Source organism: Providencia sp. R33 (assembly GCF_019343475.1).
Classification (GTDB): domain Bacteria; phylum Pseudomonadota; class Gammaproteobacteria; order Enterobacterales; family Enterobacteriaceae; genus Providencia.
The window spans coordinates 2,872,702-2,893,416 of sequence record NZ_CP072453.1; the positions used below are offsets into that span (position 1 = coordinate 2,872,702).

Consider the following 20,715-nt stretch of genomic DNA (forward strand, 5'->3'; position numbering starts at 1 on the left):
AGTTTTATCGTAGGTCTAGTGTTTCAAAACTGGATGGTGAAATTGTGTGCAAAACCGTTATCGCACTTATATTTCAACGCAATAGCATTTAGCAAATCCATTAATCACACCATGATATTTCCTTTTTGCGAGTGGCTGCCAATTTTTGTTAAACAGGCTTTTATATACTTTATTTATATTTAGCACTGTTTTATATCAAATTTACCCTGTAAATGGTCACATAACGGCAATCAATTTTATTAAACATCCTTTATTCAAATAATTGATATAGAACAATAATTTTATAATTTAGATCTTCCAATATGACTCATAGATAATTCGCATATAGGACAAAAACGATGAAAAAAGTACGTGCAGTTCAATATGGTTGCGGAAAAATGGGCAAATTTTTAATCCGTTACTTACAAGAGCATGGCGCTGAAGTTGTGGCGGCTTTTGATATCAACGATGCGGTCATTGGTAAAGATATCGGCGAAATCGCGGGTACTAAACCGACAGGTGTAAAAGTTCAACCTCTTCATGAAGCGGATGCAACACTCGAAACCTTAAAACCAGATGTCGGGATTATTGCGACCCTCAGCACTATGGCTGACTTAGAAGACGCATTCTCATTGTTCGCTCGCCATGGCGTTAATGCAATCTCTACAGGTGAAGAAGCCCTTTACCCTTGGAATTCATCACCTGAAATTACCCAAAAGCTTGATGCTTTAGCGAAAGCGAATAACTGTACCTTAGCAGGAAGCGGCTACCCAGATATGTATTGGGGTGTACTCGTTGATACCTTAGCAGGGTCAATGCATAAACTGGTGAAAATCAAAGGCTCCAGCTGCTATAACGTGGAAGATTATGGAATTGCCTTAGCAATCGGCCACGGTGCAGGGCTCACTGTTGATGAATTTAACCAGCAAATTGGCAATTACAATGACTTGCCTTATGACGTCATTTCCCAAAAAATCGAGAGTGGTGAATATGCACCGCCTTATATGTGGACACAAAATGGCTGGTTATGTAGCCGCCTAGGTTTAACCATCACCAACCAAACACAGCGCTGCGTCCCACAAATCGCACAAGCCGATATTTATTCTGACACACTGAAAATGACGGTGAAAAAAGGCGATGTACTTGGGTTATCCGCTGTTGTCATCACCGAAACCGCTGAAGGTGTGACCCTCGAGACCGAATGTATTGGTAAAATTTTAACTGCTGATGAATGTGATAAAAATAGCTGGCAGTTAATCGGTGAGCCTGATACCGCCATTGAGGTGAATAACCCAGCAACGGTTGAGCTAACCTGTGCAAACTTGGTTAACCGTATTCCAGCGCTAATTAATAGCCCGGCAGGCTATACCACAACGGAAAAAATGCCAAATAATATCTATATGACTAAACCGATGCATGAATACTTATAAACAGAGAGAAACACACCTTAAGGTGTAATGCCGTTTAGTTAAGTGTTCAATAGTGCCGCAATGCATACCATTGCGGCCTTTTTATTTACAACACAGTTTATGACTCTGTGCTTGCTCATCAAATAACGTTTCCCGCTAGAACAAAAATGCGACTGATTTCTTTTGGAGTTCCCCCAGTAAAATACAAAGTTGACCACTCAGCAGCAAAACGGGCTTCTAACCTAGTTGCATAACGCCTGTATTGCGGTCATTTTCACGACATCATCACGAATAAGCTGACAACGACTCACAGCATAGGTTATAAGTAATTTTATTTATCTATTTACCTAAAAAAACGGTCTAAAACGTCATATTACACTTTATGTTTCCTATCTAAAAACAGCCATTAACACTTTAAAGCACCACTTAATACATTAATACATAAAGAAACATAAGAAATCACCCCCTAACTAAAATAAATAACCGCATATTATTCGCACATCACTATTGATTAAATAAACTGACCTATATTTTCCCCAATCGACATACGTAGAAGACGCAAAAAAACGGGCACCCGTGAGCCTTGGGCGGGGTATTTCCGCTATCGAATGATTTATGCGGGTAATGAAACCAATAAATCCCTTTCCCCAATTGCATTCGCAGGGCAACTGATTGGTATTGACACCCTTGTGGGGGGCGCCATTTATACCGTTAAACAAAAAGACATCAAAGGCGTACTCGGGGGTATTAGCGGCACCGTTGGACTGCTTTCATTGGAGTATGAAGTCATTGATATCGCCACAGGGCTTAGCATTCCATTTGTTGATAATGCCGCTGAATTACTTCAACCCACGAAAGATGCCAGTGAGGTGTTTAAAATCACACAAGCCCAAATCGAATATAACTATTCACAAGGGATTATTGATGCCCTTTGCCAATCGGTTGAACCCGATAAACTTTTAAAGGTGGGGTAATGCAATGAAAAACGTTATTCGTGTCGGTGATACGTTAAGGCCTTATGGTGGAACTGTTTTGACGGGGCAATACCTTGCGTTTGGCAAGCCCGTGGCCTGTGTGGGCGATAGCGCAAACTGCAACCGCCATGGCCACACCACCACGGTATTGGAGGGCTCCAGTGCTATTGAAGGAGTGAATTTTACTGGCAGACCAAAAATGGCAATACCCTGCCCTTTATGCTGCGTACCGAAATGGGGGAAGGCCCCCTTGCGCTGTTAACCCTGCGTAATTTTGTACTGCCAGGAAAAATCTTTTTACCTCGTTAAGACAGGTCGCCCCATGTTATTACTATCATGCACCGCTAAAAAATAAAAATCCGCCCCCTCAGAGTATGGCGGATTTTCACAAAACAAAGAATATTCAATGGGTCGACATTCGCTCTTAAAAAGGGCTCTGAATATCGCCCCACATCTTAGCGCGGTTTTACCATCTGCCATTCTAAATGGCGCTTAATCGCCGGCCATTCAGACGCAATAATGCTGTAAACGCAGCTATCACGCAGCTCGCCTGTCTTAGTTCTCATATGACTACGTAAAATACCATCCAGTTTTGCGCCTAGACGCTCAATGGCTTTACGGCTCTGATGGTTTAAAAAGTGTGTGCGAAACTCCACCGCAACGCACTCTAACTCTTCAAAGGCATGCTTTAACAATAAATATTTAGCCTCTGTATTAATCGCGGTGCGCTGAACCTCAACACCGTACCACGTAGCCCCCAGTTCAACCCGTTGCACGGCATTATCCACTTTATTATACGACGTGATGCCAACAGGTTTTCCCGTGCGTTTGTCGATAACCACAAATGGCAGACACTCTTTTTGTGCAAAACGCACAAGGCGGTTTTCAACGTCTTGGGGAAAATTATCAGGATCGGGAACTAAGGCATACCATAAATTATGCAGCCCATCACGGCGGATAATCGCCGCAAGTTCTACATCATATTGGTGAGATAAAGGCTCAAGGCGAACGCATTCACCTTCTAAGGTAATAGCTTGGCAAATCTCTTTCATCATGGTTTCCCTATGTGGCTCTTTTTGCGGTGTATCTCTACTTTTTTAATCTTTTTTTATGACATAAAAATAAAATGGCGTCACTTAACTGCGTTGACTTAGCAATTTAACCTAAAACATATGATAAAAATCACAAAATTTTAACATCTTTACCAATTTATAAGCTCACTACGCTACAGTTAACTCATCTGACCTGTTAAATAAATCCCGAATGGGGGCATCATATGAGCAATTTCCCACATCTTTTTACCCCCCTTGATTTGGGGCATACAGTACTTAAAAACCGAATATTAATGGGCTCAATGCATACTGGGCTCGAAGAACACCCTGAAGGGAGCGAACGGCTTGCCCATTTTTACCGTTTACGTGCTGAAAATGGCGTCAGCCTAATTATTACAGGGGGTATCGCACCCAATCCTGAAGGTGCGCTAACCGCCCATGGTGCGGTATTGAATAACTCAGAACAGCTGCCATTTCACCGCACAATTACCGATGCTGTGCACCAAGCAGATGGCAAAATCGCCCTACAAATATTACATGCGGGCCGATATGGATTACACCCATTATTAGTGGCTCCAAGTGCTATTCAGGCCGAAATTATTCCATTTGCACCTAAAGAGCTTTCAGCGGATGAAGTACAAAAAACCATTGATGATTTCGTGAATACCGCGAAATTAGCGCAACAAGCAGGTTATGATGGCGTCGAAGTCATGGGTTCTGAAGGGTATTTAATTAACCAATTTATTGCTAAACGTACAAACCATAGAACTGATGAATGGGGCGGTAACTACACAAATCGTATTCGTTTTCCTATTGAAATTGTACGGCGCATTCGTGAAGCCGTTGGCGCTAACTTTATTATTGTGTATCGGTTGTCGATGCTGGATTTGGTCGAAGACGGTTCAACGTGGGAAGAAATCGAATACCTTGCTAACGAAATTGAAAAAGCAGGCGCGTGTATGATTAACACGGGTATTGGTTGGCATGAAGCCCGCATCCCTACCATCGCAACGCAAGTCCCTCGCCACGCATTTAGTTGGGTCACCCAAAAATTAATGGGCAAGGTGAATATTCCATTAATTACCACAAACCGTATCAATGACCCTTTTGTTGCTGAGCAAATTCTTGCCAATGGGCAAGCGGATATGGTGTCGATGGCTCGCCCATTCCTTGCGGATGAAGCTTTTGTACGTAAAGCCGCCGAAAACCGTGCGGACGAAATAAACACCTGCATCGGCTGCAATCAAGCTTGCCTTGATTTAATTTTTAGCGGGAAGCTCGCCAGTTGCCTTGTTAACCCGCAAGCGGTTAGGGAAATGGATTACCCCAATGAAAAAGCCGCTAAAAGTAAATCGGTTGCTATTGTCGGGGCGGGCCCTGCGGGGCTTTCATGCGCCATTTATGCAGCTAAGCGCGGCCATAAAGTCACGTTATTCGAAAAGTCGAACCAAATTGGCGGGCAATTTAATTTAGCGAAACAGATCCCAGGTAAAGAAGAGTTTCATGAAACTATCCGCTACTTTTGCCGACAATTACAGCTGTTGAACGTGGATGTTCGCCTTGAACAACAAGCGGATGCGCAAAGTCTTTCAGGCTTTGACGAAGTGATTATTGCCACTGGCGTCACCCCACGTAAAATTCAGCTTGAAGGAGCGGATCACCATAAAGTGGTTTCTTATATTGACGTGATTACCCACCAGCAAGCAGTTGGTAAAAATGTCGCCATTATTGGCGCGGGGGGCATTGGTTTTGACGTGGCAGAGCTGTTAACACAAGAAGGTAAAAGTAGCAGTTTGGACACTTCACTGTTTAATCAAGAGTGGAATATTGACCCCACAATTCATTCAAAAGGGGGAATTTACCCAGAGCATAAAAATGCCGTGAGGTCGGCTCGCCAGCTCTATTTATTACAGCGAAAAAACAGCAAGGTCGGTGCAGGCCTTGGGAAAACAACCGGTTGGGTTCACCGTTTGTCATTAATGAAGCGCGGTGTGAAAATGCTCAATGGTGTGGAATACATGCGTGTTGACGATGAGGGTTTGCATATTCGTTATCAAGATAAAACGCAGTGTTTGCCTGTCGATAATGTGGTGTTATGTGCAGGGCAAGAGCCTTATCGCCCATTAAAAATTCAGCTCGCTGAACATGGAATTGATGCCCATGTCATTGGTGGAGCCGATGTAGCCGCTGAATTGGATGCACGTAGGGCTATCGAGCAAGGCATGAAAATCGCTTATCAGCTTTAGCTCTCCCCCTTTTCCCTCTTGGTTGAATGTATTACTCAAGGGGGAAAATTGAATACCTCTCCCAATGATCCAGTGCTATTTATTTATTTGCCTCACTTTAACGATATTAATTGTTATGTTATAACATAACTTTGCATTCTATATTACTGAGGCTCTATGTCATTGACTACCGAAACACTCACCACCCCTCTCGCAGATGCACAAGTACAAAATGATACTCACAGCCAAATAGGGCTCGATTGGGTGGGTATGACAGGGATTGCCTTACCCATTGAGTTAGCCGGTCGCCCTGTTAATGCAAATGTCGATATTGGGATTAATTTCCAAGGGCAAAAAGGCATTCATATGTCTCGCCTTTACCAGTCCTTAGACGCTCTTACTCAAAGTGAATTAACCCGTGATTTGCTCAGGCAAACGTTGGAGCATGCGTTGTCTTCTCATATTCAAACGTCCTCTAAAGCTCACCTTCGTATTTATGGTGATATCTTGCTATCTCGCCGTTCTTTAGTTTCTAATCAGTTTGGCTGGAAGTCTTATCCTATTGAAATAGAAGTTGATTTTAAAAATTCATTCACTATTCGGTTGAAGGTTGGTGTGCCTTATTCTTCTACCTGCCCCAGTTCAACTGCACTTTGTGCCCAAGTGATGCAGCAGCAGTTTGCACTGGATTTTGATAACCAAACGCCGTTATTACCGCAAGCTCAAGTCCTTGATTGGTTGGTAAAACAAGGCTTACCTGCAACGCCTCATAGCCAAAGAAGCTGGGCGTGGGTCACTGTAACCTTAAACGCAGAGGAGAAAGAGCTGCCCGTTATTGAATTGATAAACCGTATCGAAAACATCCTTCTCACCCCTGTTCAAACCGTGGTGAAACGTAGTGACGAACAAGCATTTGCCATCACTAATGGGCAAAATTTAATGTTCTGTGAAGATGCAGCAAGAAGGTTAATCAATGCGTTTAGTCATCAATGCCAATTTGACGAAGTTACCGTTGAAATAGACCATCAAGAAAGTTTGCATGCACACAATGCCGCTGCACGCACCAACTGGAAACGAGGTGACCATGCTGCGTAAAAACCCATCAGGCCATGTACCTGTTGTTTCTGAAAAGGCTTACATTGACCCAACCGCGATTATTTGTGGCAAAGTCATTATTGAAGATTACGTGTATGTGGGGCCTTATGCGGTGATCCGCGCAGATGAACTGAATGAGGACGGAGATATGTCACCCATAGTGATAGGTTCTCACTCAAATATTCAAGATGGCGTGGTGATCCACTCCAAAAGTGGTGCAGGTGTTCATATCGGGTCACACACGTCTATCGCACATCGTGCCATTGTCCATGGGCCTTGCGAGATTGCACAACGTGTTTTTATTGGCTTCAATAGCGTTTTATTTAATTGTGTGATTGGCGAAAATTGTGTGATCCGCTACAACGCTGTGGTTGATGGCCTAACGCTTCCCCCTGCACGCTATATCCCCTCTTGCGTGCATGTTAACGGGCACAGCGATTTATCGGATTTCAAACAAGTCGACCGCGCTTCATTGCAATTTTAGGAGGAAGTCGCGGCAACGAATATTCAGTTAGTTGAAGGCTATCGTCGCTTACGTAATGAATTTTAATTCAAAAACAAAAAAGGCAGAATATCTATTCTGCCTTCTCGTTTATCGCATAAAACTATTAATCATTATGGGAGAGCTGAGTCTCTGAATTTGCGAGCTTTTCATCTTCTGCCAAGCAAACTGCGGCAGTAAATAAGACGTCAGTAGAAGAGTTCACTGCGGTTTCCGCTGAATCTTGCAGTACACCAATCATCACACCGACCGCAACCACTTGCATTGCAACATCATTCGGAATACCAAACATATTACACGCTAATGGAATTAATAATAATGAACCACCCGCAACGCCGGATGCGCCACATGCACACACTGAAGCCACCACACTTAACAGTAATGCTGTTGGGATATCCACAGGAATGCCTTTGGTGTGAACAGCCGCTAGCGTTAGAACCGTAATGGTGACTGCCGCCCCAGCCATGTTAATAGCTGCACCTAATGGGATAGAAACAGAGTAAGTGTCTTCATGCAAATTCATACGGCGGCACATTGCCATATTAACAGGGATATTCGCCGCAGAACTACGGGTAAAGAACGCCGTAACACCACTTTCACGTAAGCACGCAAACACTAATGGGTATGGGTTACGCTTTAATTTTGAATAAACGATTAATGGGTTAACAACCAATGCCACAATCACCATACAGCCTAATAAAACGGCTAATACATGGAAGTAGCCTTGTAGCGCTTCAAAGCCTGTTGTGGCAATCGTTGAGGCAACTAAACCAAAAATACCCAACGGTGCTAAACGAATAATGACTCTGACTAATTGAGTCACGCCATTGGAGAAATCCAGTAACAATGTTTTTGTCGTATCACTCGCATGGCGAAATGCAATACCCAACCCAATAGCCCACGCTAAAATACCGATATAGTTACCGTTAATCAGCGCATCAACAGGGTTAGTGAATACATTGTTTAATAAGCCGCTGAGAACTTCAGCAATGTTACCTGGAGGATTCATTTCTGTTTCGCTACCCGCCAAAGCAAGTGTCGATGGGAACATAAATGATGCGATAACAGCCACTAAAGCAGCGAAGAATGTACCTAAGATATAGAGGACTAAAATCGGTTTAATACTGGTTTTTTGCCCTTGACGATGGTTAGCAATGGACGACATTACCAATACCCATACCAAGACTGGTGCAACAGCTTTTAACGCGCTCACGAATAAGTGACCTAGCAGCCCCACGTTTTTTGCTGCCGATGGCCATAACCATGCCAATAAAATCCCTGCAACTAAGCCAACCAGTATCTGCTTGACCAAACTACCGTGAGTGATCACTCGCCATAACCCTGTTTTATTTGTATCCATAGTAGACCTATATTATTTATCTTTATTAGGAATTAAATGTGTTTGCAGAGCCAGTATAAGGAATAAATACCTTGTGAAAAGGCTATTATTCAAAATATACACAATGATTGACTTTACTTAACAAATATTTTACATAACTGTGATCGCAATAGAGTTTTGTTTCTTATAGTAGAATGGCACAAGGGAGAATGATTGTGATTTTTCAGAGAGTTAAAACAAAAACCCCCTACCTCATCGGTAAGGGATTTAAATTTTGAAGGGTATTATTTGCTTTTTGCTTCGTTACGTTTGTTAACAATTGTATTAATAATTAATGTCACCACTAATATTGCGGCAATCGTTCCCAACGAAATCGGCGTTGGAATATGGTAGATATCAATAAGCAGCATTTTTATACCAATGAAGCTTAAAATGACCGCTAAGCCATATTTTAACATTGAGAACTTCTCTGCGACGCCTGACAGCAAGAAATACATCGCACGTAACCCTAAAATAGCAAACAAGTTAGACGTTAAAACAATAAACGGGTCAGTCGTCACGGCAAAAATAGCAGGGATGCTATCCACCGCAAATATAACGTCACTGATTTCAACTAAGATCAGCACTAAAATAAGCGGCGTTGCAAACAGCACACCATTACGTTTAATAAAGAATTTTTCACCGTGCAGTTCATCCGTCATACGAAGGTGTGAACGTACCCACTTCACTAACGGTTTATCATTGATTGGCGAATCATCTTCTTTGGCAAAAGCCATTTTAAGACCAGTAAACAGTAAAAATAGCCCGAAGACATACAAAATCCAACTAAACTGCGTGACCAACCAGCTGCCCGCGAAAATCATGATAGTTCTTAATACGATAGCGCCTAGCACACCATAGACTAGAACACGGCGTTGCAAACTTGCTGGGATCGCAAAATAGCTAAATAGCATTAACCATACGAAGACGTTATCCACTGCCAAGGCTTTTTCTAACAAGTAACCCGTTAAAAACGCCATTGTTTGGCTATCGGCAAACTCACGGCCTACATTATCGTTGAGATACCACCAAAAACCTGCGGCAAAAATCAGCGAAAGCGTGACCCACACAATACTCCAAGCCGCAGCTTGCTTCATCGACATGGCTTGGCCTTTGTGTTTACCCTGCCAAAACAAATCGATAAGTAACATAATTAAAATAATAACTGCAAAACTGCCCCATAAAACAGGGTTACCGACTGAGTGCATTTTCCTATCCCTTAAAAAACAAAAAACGGCTGATATCCAGAAGACATCAGCCGCTTAAAATTCTTTAACCTCAAGGAGTTATCTATTGGTTGTAAATTATGAGCAAACCTCGCCTTCTGGCAAGGTCTCACTTACAACACAATTAACCCGAGGACAGGTAATGTGGTGCTCGGCTACCGGGTGTAATGTGTACACCGTAATGACGATAAACCGACAAGAAGAAGTTACTCCCCTTTGCTATGCGCAAAATATACGGTAAATAATCTTAAAATGCAATAATTAGCTATATTAGATTTAACGCAATTTTTTTGTGTTAAAAGTCAAATTAACAACAAACTTTTGCATTTTCTAGCTAAAAGCCTCTACTAAAGTGAGTTTTTAGCCATTTTACCTTGTTACAATTGGGATGATTAATTGTAAAAATACAGCTCAACTTAAATGAATTCTAAAAATATGCTTAAAATTTGCTGTTTAGTTATTTTCGGTTTTGTTAAAGTGAGCGTGATTTACACTAACAGCCTGAGGAAACAACGCTTTCACTTAGGCATTCACTTAATCCATTTCTCCCTGCCCAACAACAAGTTTGTTGCTGTTATTGCCGTTTAGGAAACATTAATGGAATTAGTTAAAGAACTTTTTTTTGCCCTTTGGCACCAAGATTATGTCACACTCTCAAACCCATCATTGATGTGGGCTATCTACCTTATGCTGTTTGCTATCCTGTTTCTTGAAAATGGGGTTTTACCCGCAGCATTTCTACCAGGCGATAGCTTATTGATTTTAGTGGGCGTCCTGATTGCGAAAGGCACCTTGAGCTACCCTCTCACCATCGTTATTTTAACCGCTGGCGCAAGTCTAGGCTGCTGGGTGGGTTATATACAAGGTCGCTGGTTAGGAAATACAAAGATAGTCAAAGGCTGGCTCGCACATCTCCCTGAACATTATCACCAACGGGCTCATGGCTTATTCCACCGCCATGGTCTTGCTGCGCTGCTGATTGGCCGTTTTCTCGCCTTCGTAAGAACGTTACTCCCCACTATCGCAGGTTTGGCGGGGTTAAAAAATGGCCGCTTCCAAATTTTTAACTGGTTAAGTGGTTTGCTGTGGGTGTTGATTTTAACCGCGATTGGTTACGGTTTTGGTAAAAGCCCGATTTTCCAGCAATATGAACATCGCATTATGAATGTACTGATGTTAATCCCTGTTTGTCTGTTAGTTATCGGTTTAGTTGGCAGCATTGCTGTCGTTGTAAAGAAAAAACTGTCAGGCAAAAAAGCTAACTAATTCAACTTGCGGGGGCACTTTGGCTCCCGCATTTTCGTTTTTACTCATTTTTACTTTTCCATTTCTCCTTCACTAAAAACAGCATTAATTCGCTGATTCAACGTCTATTTTTTAGAACACTCTGTTTGTCATTTTTTGTTAATAACTCATAATCACACTGAATATTCGATTGCACTTAGTACAAAAATCGCTATTGTTAATACAACGAATACGCTTTTTCTATTGATAGGAGGTTGTATATGTCATCGAATCATTCATCAGACGAACTACGTGCGGAGCTACGTGCTTTAGCCGACTCTCTGGAAGCGATGCTTAGTGATACCGGCGAAAAATCGAAAGAAGAGATCGAAAGTTTAAAATCAAAAGCACAAGAAGCACTGTGCTCATCTCGCGCAAAACTCGGCCAAACCACCGAAAGGATCACCGAGCAAACCAAGGAAATTGCGGGACGCGCAGATAACTACGTAAAAGAAAACCCATGGACAGGCGTCGGTATTGGCGCAGCAGTGGGCGTTGTTCTTGGCGTGTTGCTCGCTAAACGTTAATTGCTTATGGAACCAAATCAGCAACGTCAGGGCCCCGGTAAAGGGGTCCTTAAAACCTTACGACGCATAGCCAACATTTCAGTCGGCATGGTGCAAACTCGTCTCGAGTTAATTGCTGTTGAGTTAGAAGAAGAAAAACTCAACCTGATTCAACTTCTTTTATTGGCTGGCTTAGCGCTACTATTCACCGCATTTGGTTTGATGTGCCTGATCGGCTTAATCTTTTGGTCTGTTGACCCTATTTACCGCTACCAAGCATTGGCGATAACAACAGGCGCGTTAATCTTGCTTGCCATTATTTTTGCTATTTGGGCGTTAAAAAAGGCAAAGCAATCAACCTTACTGGGTGCAACGAGAGAACAACTAGCTCAAGATGCCAACGCGTTAGCGAGAAAGGATGATGAACAAAAATAAGCAACAATTACTGGCTGCCAAAAAACAGCGCTTAGTCAGAAGAATTGAGCGTCAGCGCCAAGAATTGGCTGAAACATCCTCTGATTGGCTACAAACTACCGCACCTTATGACCGTGCTTGGCAAACAGTCATGACATTTCGCCCTTTAGTCATTGCAGCCACAGGCTTACTCTCTGTTTACTCCCTACGCAAACCACAAAAAATCCTGCTGTTAGGCCGAAAAGCCATCACCATTTGGGGCTTAGTTCGTTCAATTCAAAGCGCAATTCAAACCAGCAAAAAATAGCCATTTTCCTCAAAGAAAAATAGTCCTTATTATTCAATTAGATAAATGATGTATCTATCTAGTTTTTATTCCCAAAATAAGTTCATTCAATTTTTTTGTCTATCTTTGTGAATAACCTTTACTTTTTATTGAATAAGCAAATCGCTACTATAAGCCCATCAAATGATTTCTAGCCAATTAGTGCTAAAAATAACTTTATAAAGCGACATATATCGCAATTAACTAACATTTAATGACTTATTAGTCTGGAGAATCTCGATGAAAAATTTAGAAAGTGGTGCGATATTATTGGCCCGTATCATGATGCCAATCCTATTTATTGTCGCTGGATATGGAAAACTCGGTGATGCCTACGCAGGCACACAACAATATATGCAAGCAATGGGTGTTCCCGGCTTCTTATTACCGTTAACAATTTTATTAGAATTAGGCGGCGGATTAGCGGTTCTGTTTGGTTTCTTAACGCGCACTGTTGCTTTGTTCACTGCGGGCTTCACCGTATTAACCGCATTAATGTTCCACATTGATTTTAGTGTGGCACCAAACAGCTTGATGTTTATGAAGAACTTTACTATCGCAGGCGGTTTCTTACTGTTAGCGGTCACAGGCCCTGGTAAATTTAGTATCGATCATTTACTCGGCAAAAAATGGTAATACGCGTTTCATATCACCCTTATTGATTTAATTTCATTTGTTTGTCCAATTTTACCTCCTTCGGGAGGTATTTTTTTGCCTAAAATAAAGATTTTGAACCAGTTGAAGGGGAAATATAGGTAAAAATTATGTAGGAAAGCCTTATTTATTCTTTTAGTTTATAAGCCAAGTCTAAATATCAGGCTGAGATTGTTTTACTTTTTTGAATCATAGCTAGTTAACCGCACTCGTAAACTCTAAATAGTTTGAGTTGTCGGCAATAATGGGGTTCTAAAACTGCTATTAACTTCTAAATAATTCGTGCTGTAGCAAAGCGGCAAGCTTGCTAATCCCTAGGAGCATACATGAGTATGTGACTAGGGTTAGGAAGTGATGCCAACAAAGCTACAGTGCGGAGTATGACGACGTTATGAACGAAATAATTTGGGGATCTCACGCAAACACCACGACTTCGCCTCCCCCATACTATCCCTGCGCCACGCCATAATAATCGTCGTCTCATGGCTAAACTCCGCCCCGACGACTTTCAAGCGCCCTTCGCGGATATCTTGCTCTACTAACGGATACGGCATCGTCGCCACGCCAAGCCCTGCCAATAATGCATTACGCTTATCCTCGATACTTGATACCGTTAAACGCTGCTGCTTATCCAGCAACTGTACGGTGATCACAGGGCGTTCACGGGCAGTATCCGCTACCGCTATCCCACGGTATTTCACCCGAGTTGCATCAGAAAGTGGCTCGGGTTCTTGATGAATCGGATGATCAGGGCTTGCCACATAAATATGGTTAATGGTGTATAACGGTTTTGAGTTAATCTCTGATGACGAACGAAAGTGCATATCAGGTGCAATCACAATGTCCGCCTTACCACTTTCTAGGCGCTCCCATGCCCCTGCCAGCACTTCTGTAATCAATGATAATTGCGTTTCTGACTTCTCAGCCAAACGCTCCACCAGCGGAAATAATGACTGTGCTGGCACCAATGCCTCACAAATAATCGTTAAATGCGTTTCCCAACCTTTTGCTAACGCTTCCGCATCTGATGTCAACTTATCCGCCGCTTCAAGTAAAATACGGCCTCTATCCAACAACATTCTGCCGACATTGGTAAATTTGGTTCTATGTCCTGAACGGTCAAACAAAATTACATCGAGCTCTTCTTCTAACTTTTGCATGGTATAGCTTAGCGCGGATGGCACTCGACCTAACTCCTCTGCTGCCGCTGCAAAACTGCCACGTCGGTCGATTGCATCCATCACCCTTAATGATTCAAGCGTTAATGCTCTCTCTTTACTCATGATGTATCTCTTTCAGGAAATTTGAATAAGGGAAACAGATTAACTGGCTAACAATTCAACGTCCAGCTGTTTATTATAACAATAGATTATTAACTTACTATTTGGATGAGGGTTAACCATTATGATGACATTGAGACCCGTTAACCATTGCGGAAAAGCAGACTATGGTTGGCTACAAGCTCGCTATGCTTTTTCTTTCGGCCACTATTTTGACCCTGATTTTATGGGATTCAAAACACTAAGAGTGCTGAATCAAGAGGTTATAGCGCCGCAAAACTCATTACAGCCAAGAATGTATCCCCATGTCGATATCTTAAATATCGTCCTAAAAGGACATGCGCAATACCGCGATAGTTTAGGGAATACCATTGATGCAAATGGAGGTGACTGCGTGCGCTTTTCACCTCGCCCAGACTTGAGTTATAGCGAGCAAAATGTCTGCCCACAGACACCATTAACACGCTTGCAGCTCTGGTTAAATGCTTGCCCACAACAAGAGTCATTACCATTGCAAAAAGTGACAATTTCTGAAGATGAAAATTGCCTTGTGGCATCGCCAGATGGCGAAAAAAACAGCATTCAGCTACGTCAACAAATTTGGATAAACCAAATTCACTTAGCACCAGAATCATCATCGGTGATGTCCATAAAAGGCGAGAATGCCTTTTTGCAATCAATACATGGCGGCGCGACGTTGCGTAATAAACATGGCGAAACGTTAACTATGAGCTGTAATGATGGGGTCTTTTTGCAAAACGAAGACGAGTTTGAAATTACCGCTGATAAAGATTTTCGTGGTTTATTGATTGACCTCGGTGAACAAAACTAAGTTTACCGCCAACTTCCTGTCGCCTAAAACCAAAATCCCTCGTATTTTATCAAGTACGAGGGAAAATTTGCGAACCGATTCGCAAATTTAATCATTTACATATCCTATATATTGACAACCCTGTGATAGAGTCCAGCCATTAGCGAGTGAGAAATTTACCCTTTTTTCACTCAATGGCTTTTTTCGTTTTGATTTTAAAGGTGTTTTCGTGGCGCTATTCACTCAACAACGGCACAATCAAATTTTTGCCCAAATTCTCAATGAGGTTGTTCCTCAAGATGAACTTGCCAAACGTTTTTCTGTTTCAACGCGGACAATTCGTTCTGATATCAATGAAATCAATGAATTGATTGAAGAATATCACGCGCATATCGTGTATGAGCGAGGGCGAGGTTATCGTTTAAAAGTTGAAGATGAAACTCTGTTTGCCACTTTTACACAACGTAGCGAAGAAGATAGCGCCATTCCCCGCACCAGCAAAGAGCGTATTGATGCGTTGCTATTGAAATTATTAATGTTATCCCTTCCCGTAAAACTTGATGACATTGCGGAAGAGTGGTTCGTGAGTCGTGGTACTCTACAACAAGATATGGGGGCAGTCCGAGAACAGCTGCAAAAATACCAAATCGCATTGGAAAGCATTCCCCATCAAGGCATTCGCCTCAATGGCAGTGAATGGGCAATTCGCGCTTGTATGACGGAAACATTATGGCGCCGTTATTCAGAACAAATCACCCCAGATTTAACCACCTTCCGCCCAGATAGCTTGGATAATTTGGATTTAACCTATATTGATAAAGTGCTTCATAACAGCATGAATCGCTTTGATATTCGTATCAGTAATGAAGGGCATCTCTACCTCGTTTTTAACTGCGCCGTAACCATTTTACGCATCACACGAGGCCATGAACTCACCACTTCCGTCAAAAATGATGAAACGGAAGAGGTGATCCGCAAAGCCTGTGATGAAATCTCAAAAGGGCTAATTTACTTTTTAGGCAATGACCTCTCTAATGCAGAGCTGAGTTACTTGCATGATCAAATTATTGCTCAGCGCATTAGCCACCAAGACTCTTCCACACAAAAAAGTGGCAGCCACAATGAGCTTTCTGATTATATTTTGAATTATATTAATGAGTTATATAACTATGACTTACGAAATGATGAAAAGCTCAAAAAAGATCTCAACACGCATCTTGCTGCGTTGATCACCCGCTTGCAGTACCATATTTCCACGCCAAACCCATTATTATCGGATATAAAACAATACTATCCGTTCGCCTATGATGTCACGCTCAGTGCGTTAACCAGTGCAAGTAAGCAATTACTTCCACACCCCATCAGTGAGGATGAACTGGGCTACCTTGCGGTTCACATCGGTGTGAGCCTTGAGCGTAACTATGGTGCCGGCTCGATACGCCAAACCGAGGTGCTGGTTGTTACCGATGCGGGGAACTCAACGTTCCGTGTGGTCGAGTCCAAAATTATGCGCGAATTTCCACAATTGAAATTTAGCCGCGGGCTCACCTTGCAAGAATATGAATCGCTGAGTGAAGTGAGTGAGGATTTTGTGATCACAACGGTACGAATTTCTGAGAAAAACAAGCCTGTTATCAAGATCGCTCCCTTCCCAACACCATACCAATTAGAGCAAGTTGGGCGACTCGCGATGGTGGACCAAACTCGCCCTTACATTATCGAGCGTTTTTTTGATGAACGATTTTTTATGGTGATTAACGAAAAAATCAGCCAAGAAGAGCTATTCCAAACGGTTTGTCATAAATTACAACAAGAAGGCTACGTCACGCCTGAATTTTATCCGTCTTTGCAAGAGCGCGAATCCATCGTATCCACCCTTTTGGGTGAAGGTATCGCGCTCCCTCATTCATTAGGTTTATTGGCAAACAAGACAGTTGTTGCCACAGTTGTTGCCCCTAAAGGCATTGAATGGAATAAAGAAACCAAAGAAAACGCCTATGTTATTTTTCTGCTCGCCATCAGTAAGGCAGACTATGAGGAAGCGATGGCAATTTACGATTTATTCGTCACCTTTGTGAAAGAAAAAACCACCCGCCGCCTTATTAGTGTCAAAAACTTCAATGAATTCCAAGTGATCGCCAAAGATAGCTTGGCAAGGGTGCTATAGCCCTTATGCAACTTCCACTTCAAGGTGGAAAAGTGGGAGTTGCCGTCTTTTACGTGATCCTAACCACAACTCTACGAAATCTTTTTCCCTTTATACTCGCTTGTTTTACACCCTAAATGGCTAAGTGGAAACCATAATCGTCAGAAGTCGCCTACGCTAATTTTTCATTTCCACTTTCACTTCCAATTATATTTTCCATTTCCAGCTATCACCCATAGAACATATTTAATTGATTTTATTAATATTAATACTTTTTCACCTCCAAGATAATCGTTTACTGATGATTGATACACGTCAATTTTTCCACTTAACTTCCAAATAGGTTAAATAACGAACCAATTTTACTTAATTTAATTTCCAAATTATTTCCACTTCTAAGTGGAAATTCACTGCCTGCAAAAATTGCCAATAAGCGTCTAATGTATAAGACATGAAGGAACAGAGTAGTTTAACTAGCAATATTACTTTGGATTTTAAATAGTTATGAGTGAATCAGTTGTCGTTTTTCAAATGTTAGAGCACGACCTTGATATTGATGAGGTCACACAAAAACTGCTGGCAGTGATTACTGACTGGCTCAAGCAAGAGGACTGCTACACCACCGATGTACAACAACAAATGTTGGAGTCTCATCTACGTGCCATGGTAGCGAGAGCGAAAACTGGCGAAGCATTACCGGAGGTTGATATCAGTCTATTCGATGAAATTTCTCAACATTCGATTGCATTAGCTCAGCGGGTTGTCGATACGCTCCCCGGCTTAGCACCAGAAGAGACATATTTGCTTTCTGTTCACTTTGAAGTCGTTCGTTCAAATGATTAATTTTTAAGTTGTAGGATTGGAGAATATTTATATGAAACAGATCGTTATTGTGATCGGAGACCGTTTAGGTAAAGGGCAAAAAGTTGCTGCAGGCGTTGAAGCAGCTGGCGGTAAAGCGATTGTTGTACCGGGTGTGGCAGCCGATATGAAACTCGGTGATGTCATGAACGCAGAGCAAGCCGACCTTGGAATTTCATTTTGTGGCAGTGGCGGCGCAGGTGCTATCACAGCTCAAACCAAATATGGCTATAAAGCTCGTTATGGGATGCGCTCTATCGAAGAGGGAGAAACCGCAATTGCAGAGGGTTGCAATGTATTAGGTTTCGGTTTTATGGACAAGGAAGAGTTAGGCGAGCGCTTAGTTAAAGCATTTAATAAAAAATACGGCAACGCTTAATGAAAAAATCGATCGAAACGACAGTACGGGTGACAGGGCAAGGCGACACCAAGCAAAAAGCCATTGCGGACGCCTTAAATTCGATTCAAAAAACCGTACTGAAAAACAGCACAGACATCATCCTGCGGATAGAACCAAAGGATGTTGAGGTTGTTAGTGCTCACTCGCACTCGCGGACAGAAAAATTTCTCTTCATCTTTTTGCCACGCAAACGTGAACATTTCCGTGTTGTACTCGACGTTTCGCTGGATGTTACCTTACTTTCTGTCAACGAAATACCATTTACAGAACAATAATAGCAATCAGGTCTGGAGTTAATTCCATGAGTGAAACTGCATCTTTTTTAGAAATATTGGGCATGTCCCTCATTATCGGTGGGCTCTGCGGCTTCGGTTTAGGCGCAGGCGCGGCACGTATGTTCCACGCACCGACCGTACAAGGGATGGGGGCATTTCGTACATTGGGCGAACTTAACGCATGTGAAGGCGACCCAGCATCTCACTTCTCTTTCGGCTTAGGATTCTTCTTTAACGCATGGGCATCGTCCGTTGCAGCGGGTGCGTTCACCCAAGACGTTGACCACCGTATCATTCCAAACTGGGGTGCTGCGGCACTACTAACCAAAAACCGTAACGTGGCAGAAACACTGCATAACCCGAAAAAAATGGCGATTGCTTGTGCCATCATCGGGGCATTCGTGGTGGCATTCTTAAATACCACCGCATCTGCGGTTCCTGCAGCACTGCAAACCACGGCAATTAACGTTCTTGTTCCTGCGGCAAACTTGCTGGTAAATACCGTGATGCCAGTTATTTTCTGGTTAGCAGCAATGGATGCAGGCCGCCGCTCTGGTTTCTGGGCAACGCTGTTCGGTGGTTGTGCTCAGTTAATCATGGGTAACGCTATCCCAGGTTTAGTGTTAGGTATCTTGATTGGTAAAGGCGTTGATGACAACGGCTGGAACCGCATCACACGCACCATGATGATCACTGTCGTTCTGTTGTTCGTTCTGAGTGGTTTCTTCCGTGAATTTGACCTGAAGATGATCACCTCTTTCAACCTAGACAAACCATTATGGCTTGAATACGTCCACGGACTGCTGAGCGGGAAATAATCATGACAACTGAAATTAATAAAGACGATTTTTGGTACGCAGAATGGTCATTCCCCATCTTTGTTGGGCTGCTATCGGCAGGGATCTTCGCAGGTACCCATATGTATGTGGTCTACGGGTTCGGCGCATTTAACGAAGTGGCGTTTGTCGCCATGTTACGTGCAGGGCTCGACACTGGGGTTTATGGTGCAGTTGCGGCATTCGGTGCGAGTTTCTTATTCGCTCGAATTATCGAAGGCTCACTGGTGGGGATTTTGGATATCGGTGGCGCACTGCAAACCGGTATTGGCCTAGGTGTCCCTGCGTTATTCCTCGCCGCGGGTTGGGATATTTTAGTCACTAACTTCTGGATTTCGTTGCTGACAGGGTTATTCCTTGGCGTGCTAATCGGCTTACTGATTGTGTTTGCTCGTAAGTTCACCATTGCTCAAGCCAACTCAACCTTTGGTGCTGACGTCATGATGGGTGCGGGTAATACTTCAGGTCGATTCTTAGGCCCGTTGATTATCTTAGCCGCGATGGCCGCTTCCATTCCAATCGGGATAGGTTCACTGATTGGCGCCCTTATCTTTTACGTATGGCAAAAACCGGTTGCCGGTGGGGCAATTTTAGGCGCGATGTTATTCGGTTATTTCTTCCCTATCGCTGCTTAACTCTTATTTTCCCGGGGCATATGCCCCGGGTCACGAAATAGTATGACGTAAAAACGGATTCAAATACAACAACACTGCGGTTTGCATCATTTAGAACACACTTTTAAGCATGATCTAAATAATTCAAATTGCGGCTAGGCGGCAAACGACGATATCCCTAGGAGCATACAAAAGTATGTGACTAGGGTAGCGGGAGGGCAGCCAACAACGCTGCGGTTTGCATCATTTAGAACTAGAACACGTATTTAAGCATACTCTAAATAATTCAAATTGCGGCTAGGCGGCAAACGACGATATCCCTAGGAGCATACAAAAGTATGTGACTAGGGTAGCGGGAGGGCAGCCAACAACGCTGCGGTTTGCATCATTTAGAACTAGAACACGTATTTAAGCATACTCTAAATAATTCAAATTGCGGCTAGGCGGCAAACGACGATATCCCTAGGAG

Annotated in this window: 21 protein-coding genes and 1 pseudogene; 18 read left to right on the forward strand and 4 right to left on the reverse strand. The window is 42.8% G+C overall.

All coding sequences use genetic code 11. The features are described from left to right. Positions 1 to 338 precede the first annotated feature (338 nt). From J6836_RS13460 to J6836_RS23345, 3 genes are all read left to right on the forward strand, one after another. The gene (locus J6836_RS13460; protein ID WP_219244535.1) at positions 339 to 1,409 is read left to right on the forward strand and encodes an NAD(P)H-dependent amine dehydrogenase family protein; all 1,071 of its coding nucleotides are present in this window, start codon (positions 339 to 341) and stop codon (positions 1,407 to 1,409) included. A 587-nt stretch (positions 1,410 to 1,996) separates the two neighbouring features. Further along, entirely contained in the window at positions 1,997 to 2,362 is a 366-nt protein-coding gene (locus J6836_RS13465) for a T6SS phospholipase effector Tle1-like catalytic domain-containing protein (protein ID WP_219244536.1), read from the forward strand. Positions 2,363 to 2,366: 4 nt separating this feature from the next. Then, positions 2,367 to 2,624: a PAAR domain-containing protein gene (locus J6836_RS23345; protein ID WP_275074862.1), complete on the forward strand. Its 258-nt coding sequence runs from the start codon at positions 2,367 to 2,369 to the stop codon at positions 2,622 to 2,624. Positions 2,625 to 2,817: 193 nt separating this feature from the next. Here J6836_RS23345 and J6836_RS13470 read toward each other — a convergent pair whose 3' ends face one another. Then, a complete protein-coding gene (locus J6836_RS13470; protein WP_219249510.1) occupies positions 2,818 to 3,414 on the reverse strand; it encodes a GNAT family N-acetyltransferase in 597 nt (198 codons plus the stop codon). A gap of 224 nt (positions 3,415 to 3,638) precedes the next feature. On the opposite strand from J6836_RS13470, the gene J6836_RS13475 reads away from it, so the two are divergent. The 3 genes and pseudogenes from J6836_RS13475 (at position 3,639) to J6836_RS13485 (ending at position 7,284) form a co-directional block, all read left to right on the forward strand. After that, positions 3,639 to 5,660 (forward strand): NADPH-dependent 2,4-dienoyl-CoA reductase, encoded by a 2,022-nt coding sequence (locus tag J6836_RS13475; RefSeq protein ID WP_219244537.1) that lies wholly within the window; start codon positions 3,639 to 3,641, stop codon positions 5,658 to 5,660. A gap of 156 nt (positions 5,661 to 5,816) precedes the next feature. After that, on the forward strand, positions 5,817 to 6,734 hold the full coding sequence (gene folE2, locus J6836_RS13480; RefSeq protein ID WP_219244538.1) for a GTP cyclohydrolase FolE2: 918 nt from the start codon (positions 5,817 to 5,819) through the stop codon (positions 6,732 to 6,734). Next, a pseudogene (locus J6836_RS13485) lies at positions 6,724 to 7,284 on the forward strand (carbonate dehydratase). Before folE2 ends, J6836_RS13485 begins: the two are co-directional and overlap by 11 nt. Before the next feature lie 58 nt (positions 7,285 to 7,342). On the opposite strand, the gene sstT reads toward J6836_RS13485, so the two are convergent. Further along, positions 7,343 to 8,596 (reverse strand): serine/threonine transporter SstT, encoded by a 1,254-nt coding sequence (sstT, locus tag J6836_RS13490; protein ID WP_219244539.1) that lies wholly within the window; start codon positions 8,594 to 8,596, stop codon positions 7,343 to 7,345. Between the two features lie 263 nt (positions 8,597 to 8,859). Further along, positions 8,860 to 9,822 carry a TerC family protein gene (locus J6836_RS13495; protein ID WP_219244540.1) on the reverse strand — a complete coding sequence of 321 codons (963 nt, stop codon included), beginning with the start codon at positions 9,820 to 9,822 and terminating at the stop codon, positions 8,860 to 8,862. A gap of 615 nt (positions 9,823 to 10,437) precedes the next feature. Here J6836_RS13495 and J6836_RS13500 point away from each other — a divergent pair. From J6836_RS13500 to J6836_RS13520, 5 genes are all read left to right on the forward strand, one after another. Further along, positions 10,438 to 11,106, forward strand: a complete 669-nt coding sequence (locus J6836_RS13500) for a DedA family protein (RefSeq protein WP_219244541.1) — start codon at positions 10,438 to 10,440, stop codon at positions 11,104 to 11,106. Between the two features lie 239 nt (positions 11,107 to 11,345). Next, a complete protein-coding gene (locus J6836_RS13505) occupies positions 11,346 to 11,651 on the forward strand; it encodes a DUF883 family protein (RefSeq protein ID WP_206083588.1) in 306 nt (101 codons plus the stop codon). A gap of 6 nt (positions 11,652 to 11,657) precedes the next feature. Next, complete coding sequence (locus J6836_RS13510; protein WP_219244542.1) at positions 11,658 to 12,065, forward strand: phage holin family protein; 408 nt, start codon at positions 11,658 to 11,660, stop codon at positions 12,063 to 12,065. After that, positions 12,049 to 12,351, forward strand: coding sequence for a YqjK-like family protein (locus tag J6836_RS13515; RefSeq protein ID WP_255586229.1), 303 nt, complete (start codon positions 12,049 to 12,051; stop codon positions 12,349 to 12,351). Before J6836_RS13510 ends, J6836_RS13515 begins: the two co-directional genes overlap by 17 nt. Before the next feature lie 258 nt (positions 12,352 to 12,609). Beyond that, a complete protein-coding gene (locus J6836_RS13520; RefSeq protein WP_219244543.1) occupies positions 12,610 to 13,005 on the forward strand; it encodes a DoxX family protein in 396 nt (131 codons plus the stop codon). A 407-nt stretch (positions 13,006 to 13,412) separates the two neighbouring features. On the opposite strand, the gene J6836_RS13525 is transcribed toward J6836_RS13520, so the two are convergent. Continuing rightward, positions 13,413 to 14,306: a LysR family transcriptional regulator gene (locus J6836_RS13525; protein WP_219244544.1), complete on the reverse strand. Its 894-nt coding sequence runs from the start codon at positions 14,304 to 14,306 to the stop codon at positions 13,413 to 13,415. 121 nt (positions 14,307 to 14,427) lie between these two features. Here J6836_RS13525 and J6836_RS13530 point away from each other — a divergent pair, with 121 nt between their 5' ends. From J6836_RS13530 to J6836_RS13560, 7 genes are all read left to right on the forward strand, one after another. After that, positions 14,428 to 15,135, forward strand: a complete 708-nt coding sequence (locus tag J6836_RS13530) for a pirin family protein (RefSeq protein WP_219244545.1) — start codon at positions 14,428 to 14,430, stop codon at positions 15,133 to 15,135. A gap of 208 nt (positions 15,136 to 15,343) precedes the next feature. Further along, a complete protein-coding gene (locus J6836_RS13535) occupies positions 15,344 to 17,281 on the forward strand; it encodes a BglG family transcription antiterminator (protein ID WP_219244546.1) in 1,938 nt (645 codons plus the stop codon). A gap of 483 nt (positions 17,282 to 17,764) precedes the next feature. After that, on the forward strand, positions 17,765 to 18,103 hold the full coding sequence (locus J6836_RS13540; protein WP_206083581.1) for a transcriptional antiterminator: 339 nt from the start codon (positions 17,765 to 17,767) through the stop codon (positions 18,101 to 18,103). A gap of 31 nt (positions 18,104 to 18,134) precedes the next feature. Then, positions 18,135 to 18,500 carry an SFCGS family glycine-rich protein gene (locus J6836_RS13545; protein ID WP_206083580.1) on the forward strand — a complete coding sequence of 122 codons (366 nt, stop codon included), beginning with the start codon at positions 18,135 to 18,137 and terminating at the stop codon, positions 18,498 to 18,500. Beyond that, positions 18,500 to 18,796 carry a DUF4312 family protein gene (locus tag J6836_RS13550; protein ID WP_047756106.1) on the forward strand — a complete coding sequence of 99 codons (297 nt, stop codon included), beginning with the start codon at positions 18,500 to 18,502 and terminating at the stop codon, positions 18,794 to 18,796. The genes J6836_RS13545 and J6836_RS13550 overlap by 1 nt, the downstream gene beginning before the upstream one ends. Positions 18,797 to 18,822: 26 nt before the next feature. Further along, positions 18,823 to 19,614: a DUF4311 domain-containing protein gene (locus J6836_RS13555; protein WP_206083579.1), complete on the forward strand. Its 792-nt coding sequence runs from the start codon at positions 18,823 to 18,825 to the stop codon at positions 19,612 to 19,614. Between the two features lie 2 nt (positions 19,615 to 19,616). Continuing rightward, the gene (locus J6836_RS13560) at positions 19,617 to 20,267 is read left to right on the forward strand and encodes a DUF4310 family protein (protein WP_219244547.1); all 651 of its coding nucleotides are present in this window, start codon (positions 19,617 to 19,619) and stop codon (positions 20,265 to 20,267) included. Positions 20,268 to 20,715 lie beyond the last annotated feature (448 nt).

Excerpts from the sequence above, each read along its gene's own strand:
- J6836_RS13460 (WP_219244535.1), top strand. The coding sequence starts at position 339 with ATGAAAAAAGTACGTGCAGTTCAATATGGTTGCGGAAAAATGGGCAAA.
- J6836_RS13465 (WP_219244536.1), top strand. The coding sequence starts at position 1,997 with ATGATTTATGCGGGTAATGAAACCAATAAATCCCTTTCCCCAATTGCA.
- J6836_RS23345 (WP_275074862.1), top strand. The coding sequence starts at position 2,367 with ATGAAAAACGTTATTCGTGTCGGTGATACGTTAAGGCCTTATGGTGGA.
- J6836_RS13470 (WP_219249510.1), bottom strand. The coding sequence starts at position 3,414 with ATGAAAGAGATTTGCCAAGCTATTACCTTAGAAGGTGAATGCGTTCGC.
- J6836_RS13475 (WP_219244537.1), top strand. The coding sequence starts at position 3,639 with ATGAGCAATTTCCCACATCTTTTTACCCCCCTTGATTTGGGGCATACA.
- folE2 (WP_219244538.1), top strand. The coding sequence starts at position 5,817 with ATGTCATTGACTACCGAAACACTCACCACCCCTCTCGCAGATGCACAA.
- sstT (WP_219244539.1), bottom strand. The coding sequence starts at position 8,596 with ATGGATACAAATAAAACAGGGTTATGGCGAGTGATCACTCACGGTAGT.
- J6836_RS13495 (WP_219244540.1), bottom strand. The coding sequence starts at position 9,822 with ATGCACTCAGTCGGTAACCCTGTTTTATGGGGCAGTTTTGCAGTTATT.
- J6836_RS13500 (WP_219244541.1), top strand. The coding sequence starts at position 10,438 with ATGGAATTAGTTAAAGAACTTTTTTTTGCCCTTTGGCACCAAGATTAT.
- J6836_RS13505 (WP_206083588.1), top strand. The coding sequence starts at position 11,346 with ATGTCATCGAATCATTCATCAGACGAACTACGTGCGGAGCTACGTGCT.
- J6836_RS13510 (WP_219244542.1), top strand. The coding sequence starts at position 11,658 with ATGGAACCAAATCAGCAACGTCAGGGCCCCGGTAAAGGGGTCCTTAAA.
- J6836_RS13515 (WP_255586229.1), top strand. The coding sequence starts at position 12,049 with ATGATGAACAAAAATAAGCAACAATTACTGGCTGCCAAAAAACAGCGC.
- J6836_RS13520 (WP_219244543.1), top strand. The coding sequence starts at position 12,610 with ATGAAAAATTTAGAAAGTGGTGCGATATTATTGGCCCGTATCATGATG.
- J6836_RS13525 (WP_219244544.1), bottom strand. The coding sequence starts at position 14,306 with ATGAGTAAAGAGAGAGCATTAACGCTTGAATCATTAAGGGTGATGGAT.
- J6836_RS13530 (WP_219244545.1), top strand. The coding sequence starts at position 14,428 with ATGATGACATTGAGACCCGTTAACCATTGCGGAAAAGCAGACTATGGT.
- J6836_RS13540 (WP_206083581.1), top strand. The coding sequence starts at position 17,765 with ATGAGTGAATCAGTTGTCGTTTTTCAAATGTTAGAGCACGACCTTGAT.
- J6836_RS13545 (WP_206083580.1), top strand. The coding sequence starts at position 18,135 with ATGAAACAGATCGTTATTGTGATCGGAGACCGTTTAGGTAAAGGGCAA.
- J6836_RS13550 (WP_047756106.1), top strand. The coding sequence starts at position 18,500 with ATGAAAAAATCGATCGAAACGACAGTACGGGTGACAGGGCAAGGCGAC.
- J6836_RS13555 (WP_206083579.1), top strand. The coding sequence starts at position 18,823 with ATGAGTGAAACTGCATCTTTTTTAGAAATATTGGGCATGTCCCTCATT.
- J6836_RS13560 (WP_219244547.1), top strand. The coding sequence starts at position 19,617 with ATGACAACTGAAATTAATAAAGACGATTTTTGGTACGCAGAATGGTCA.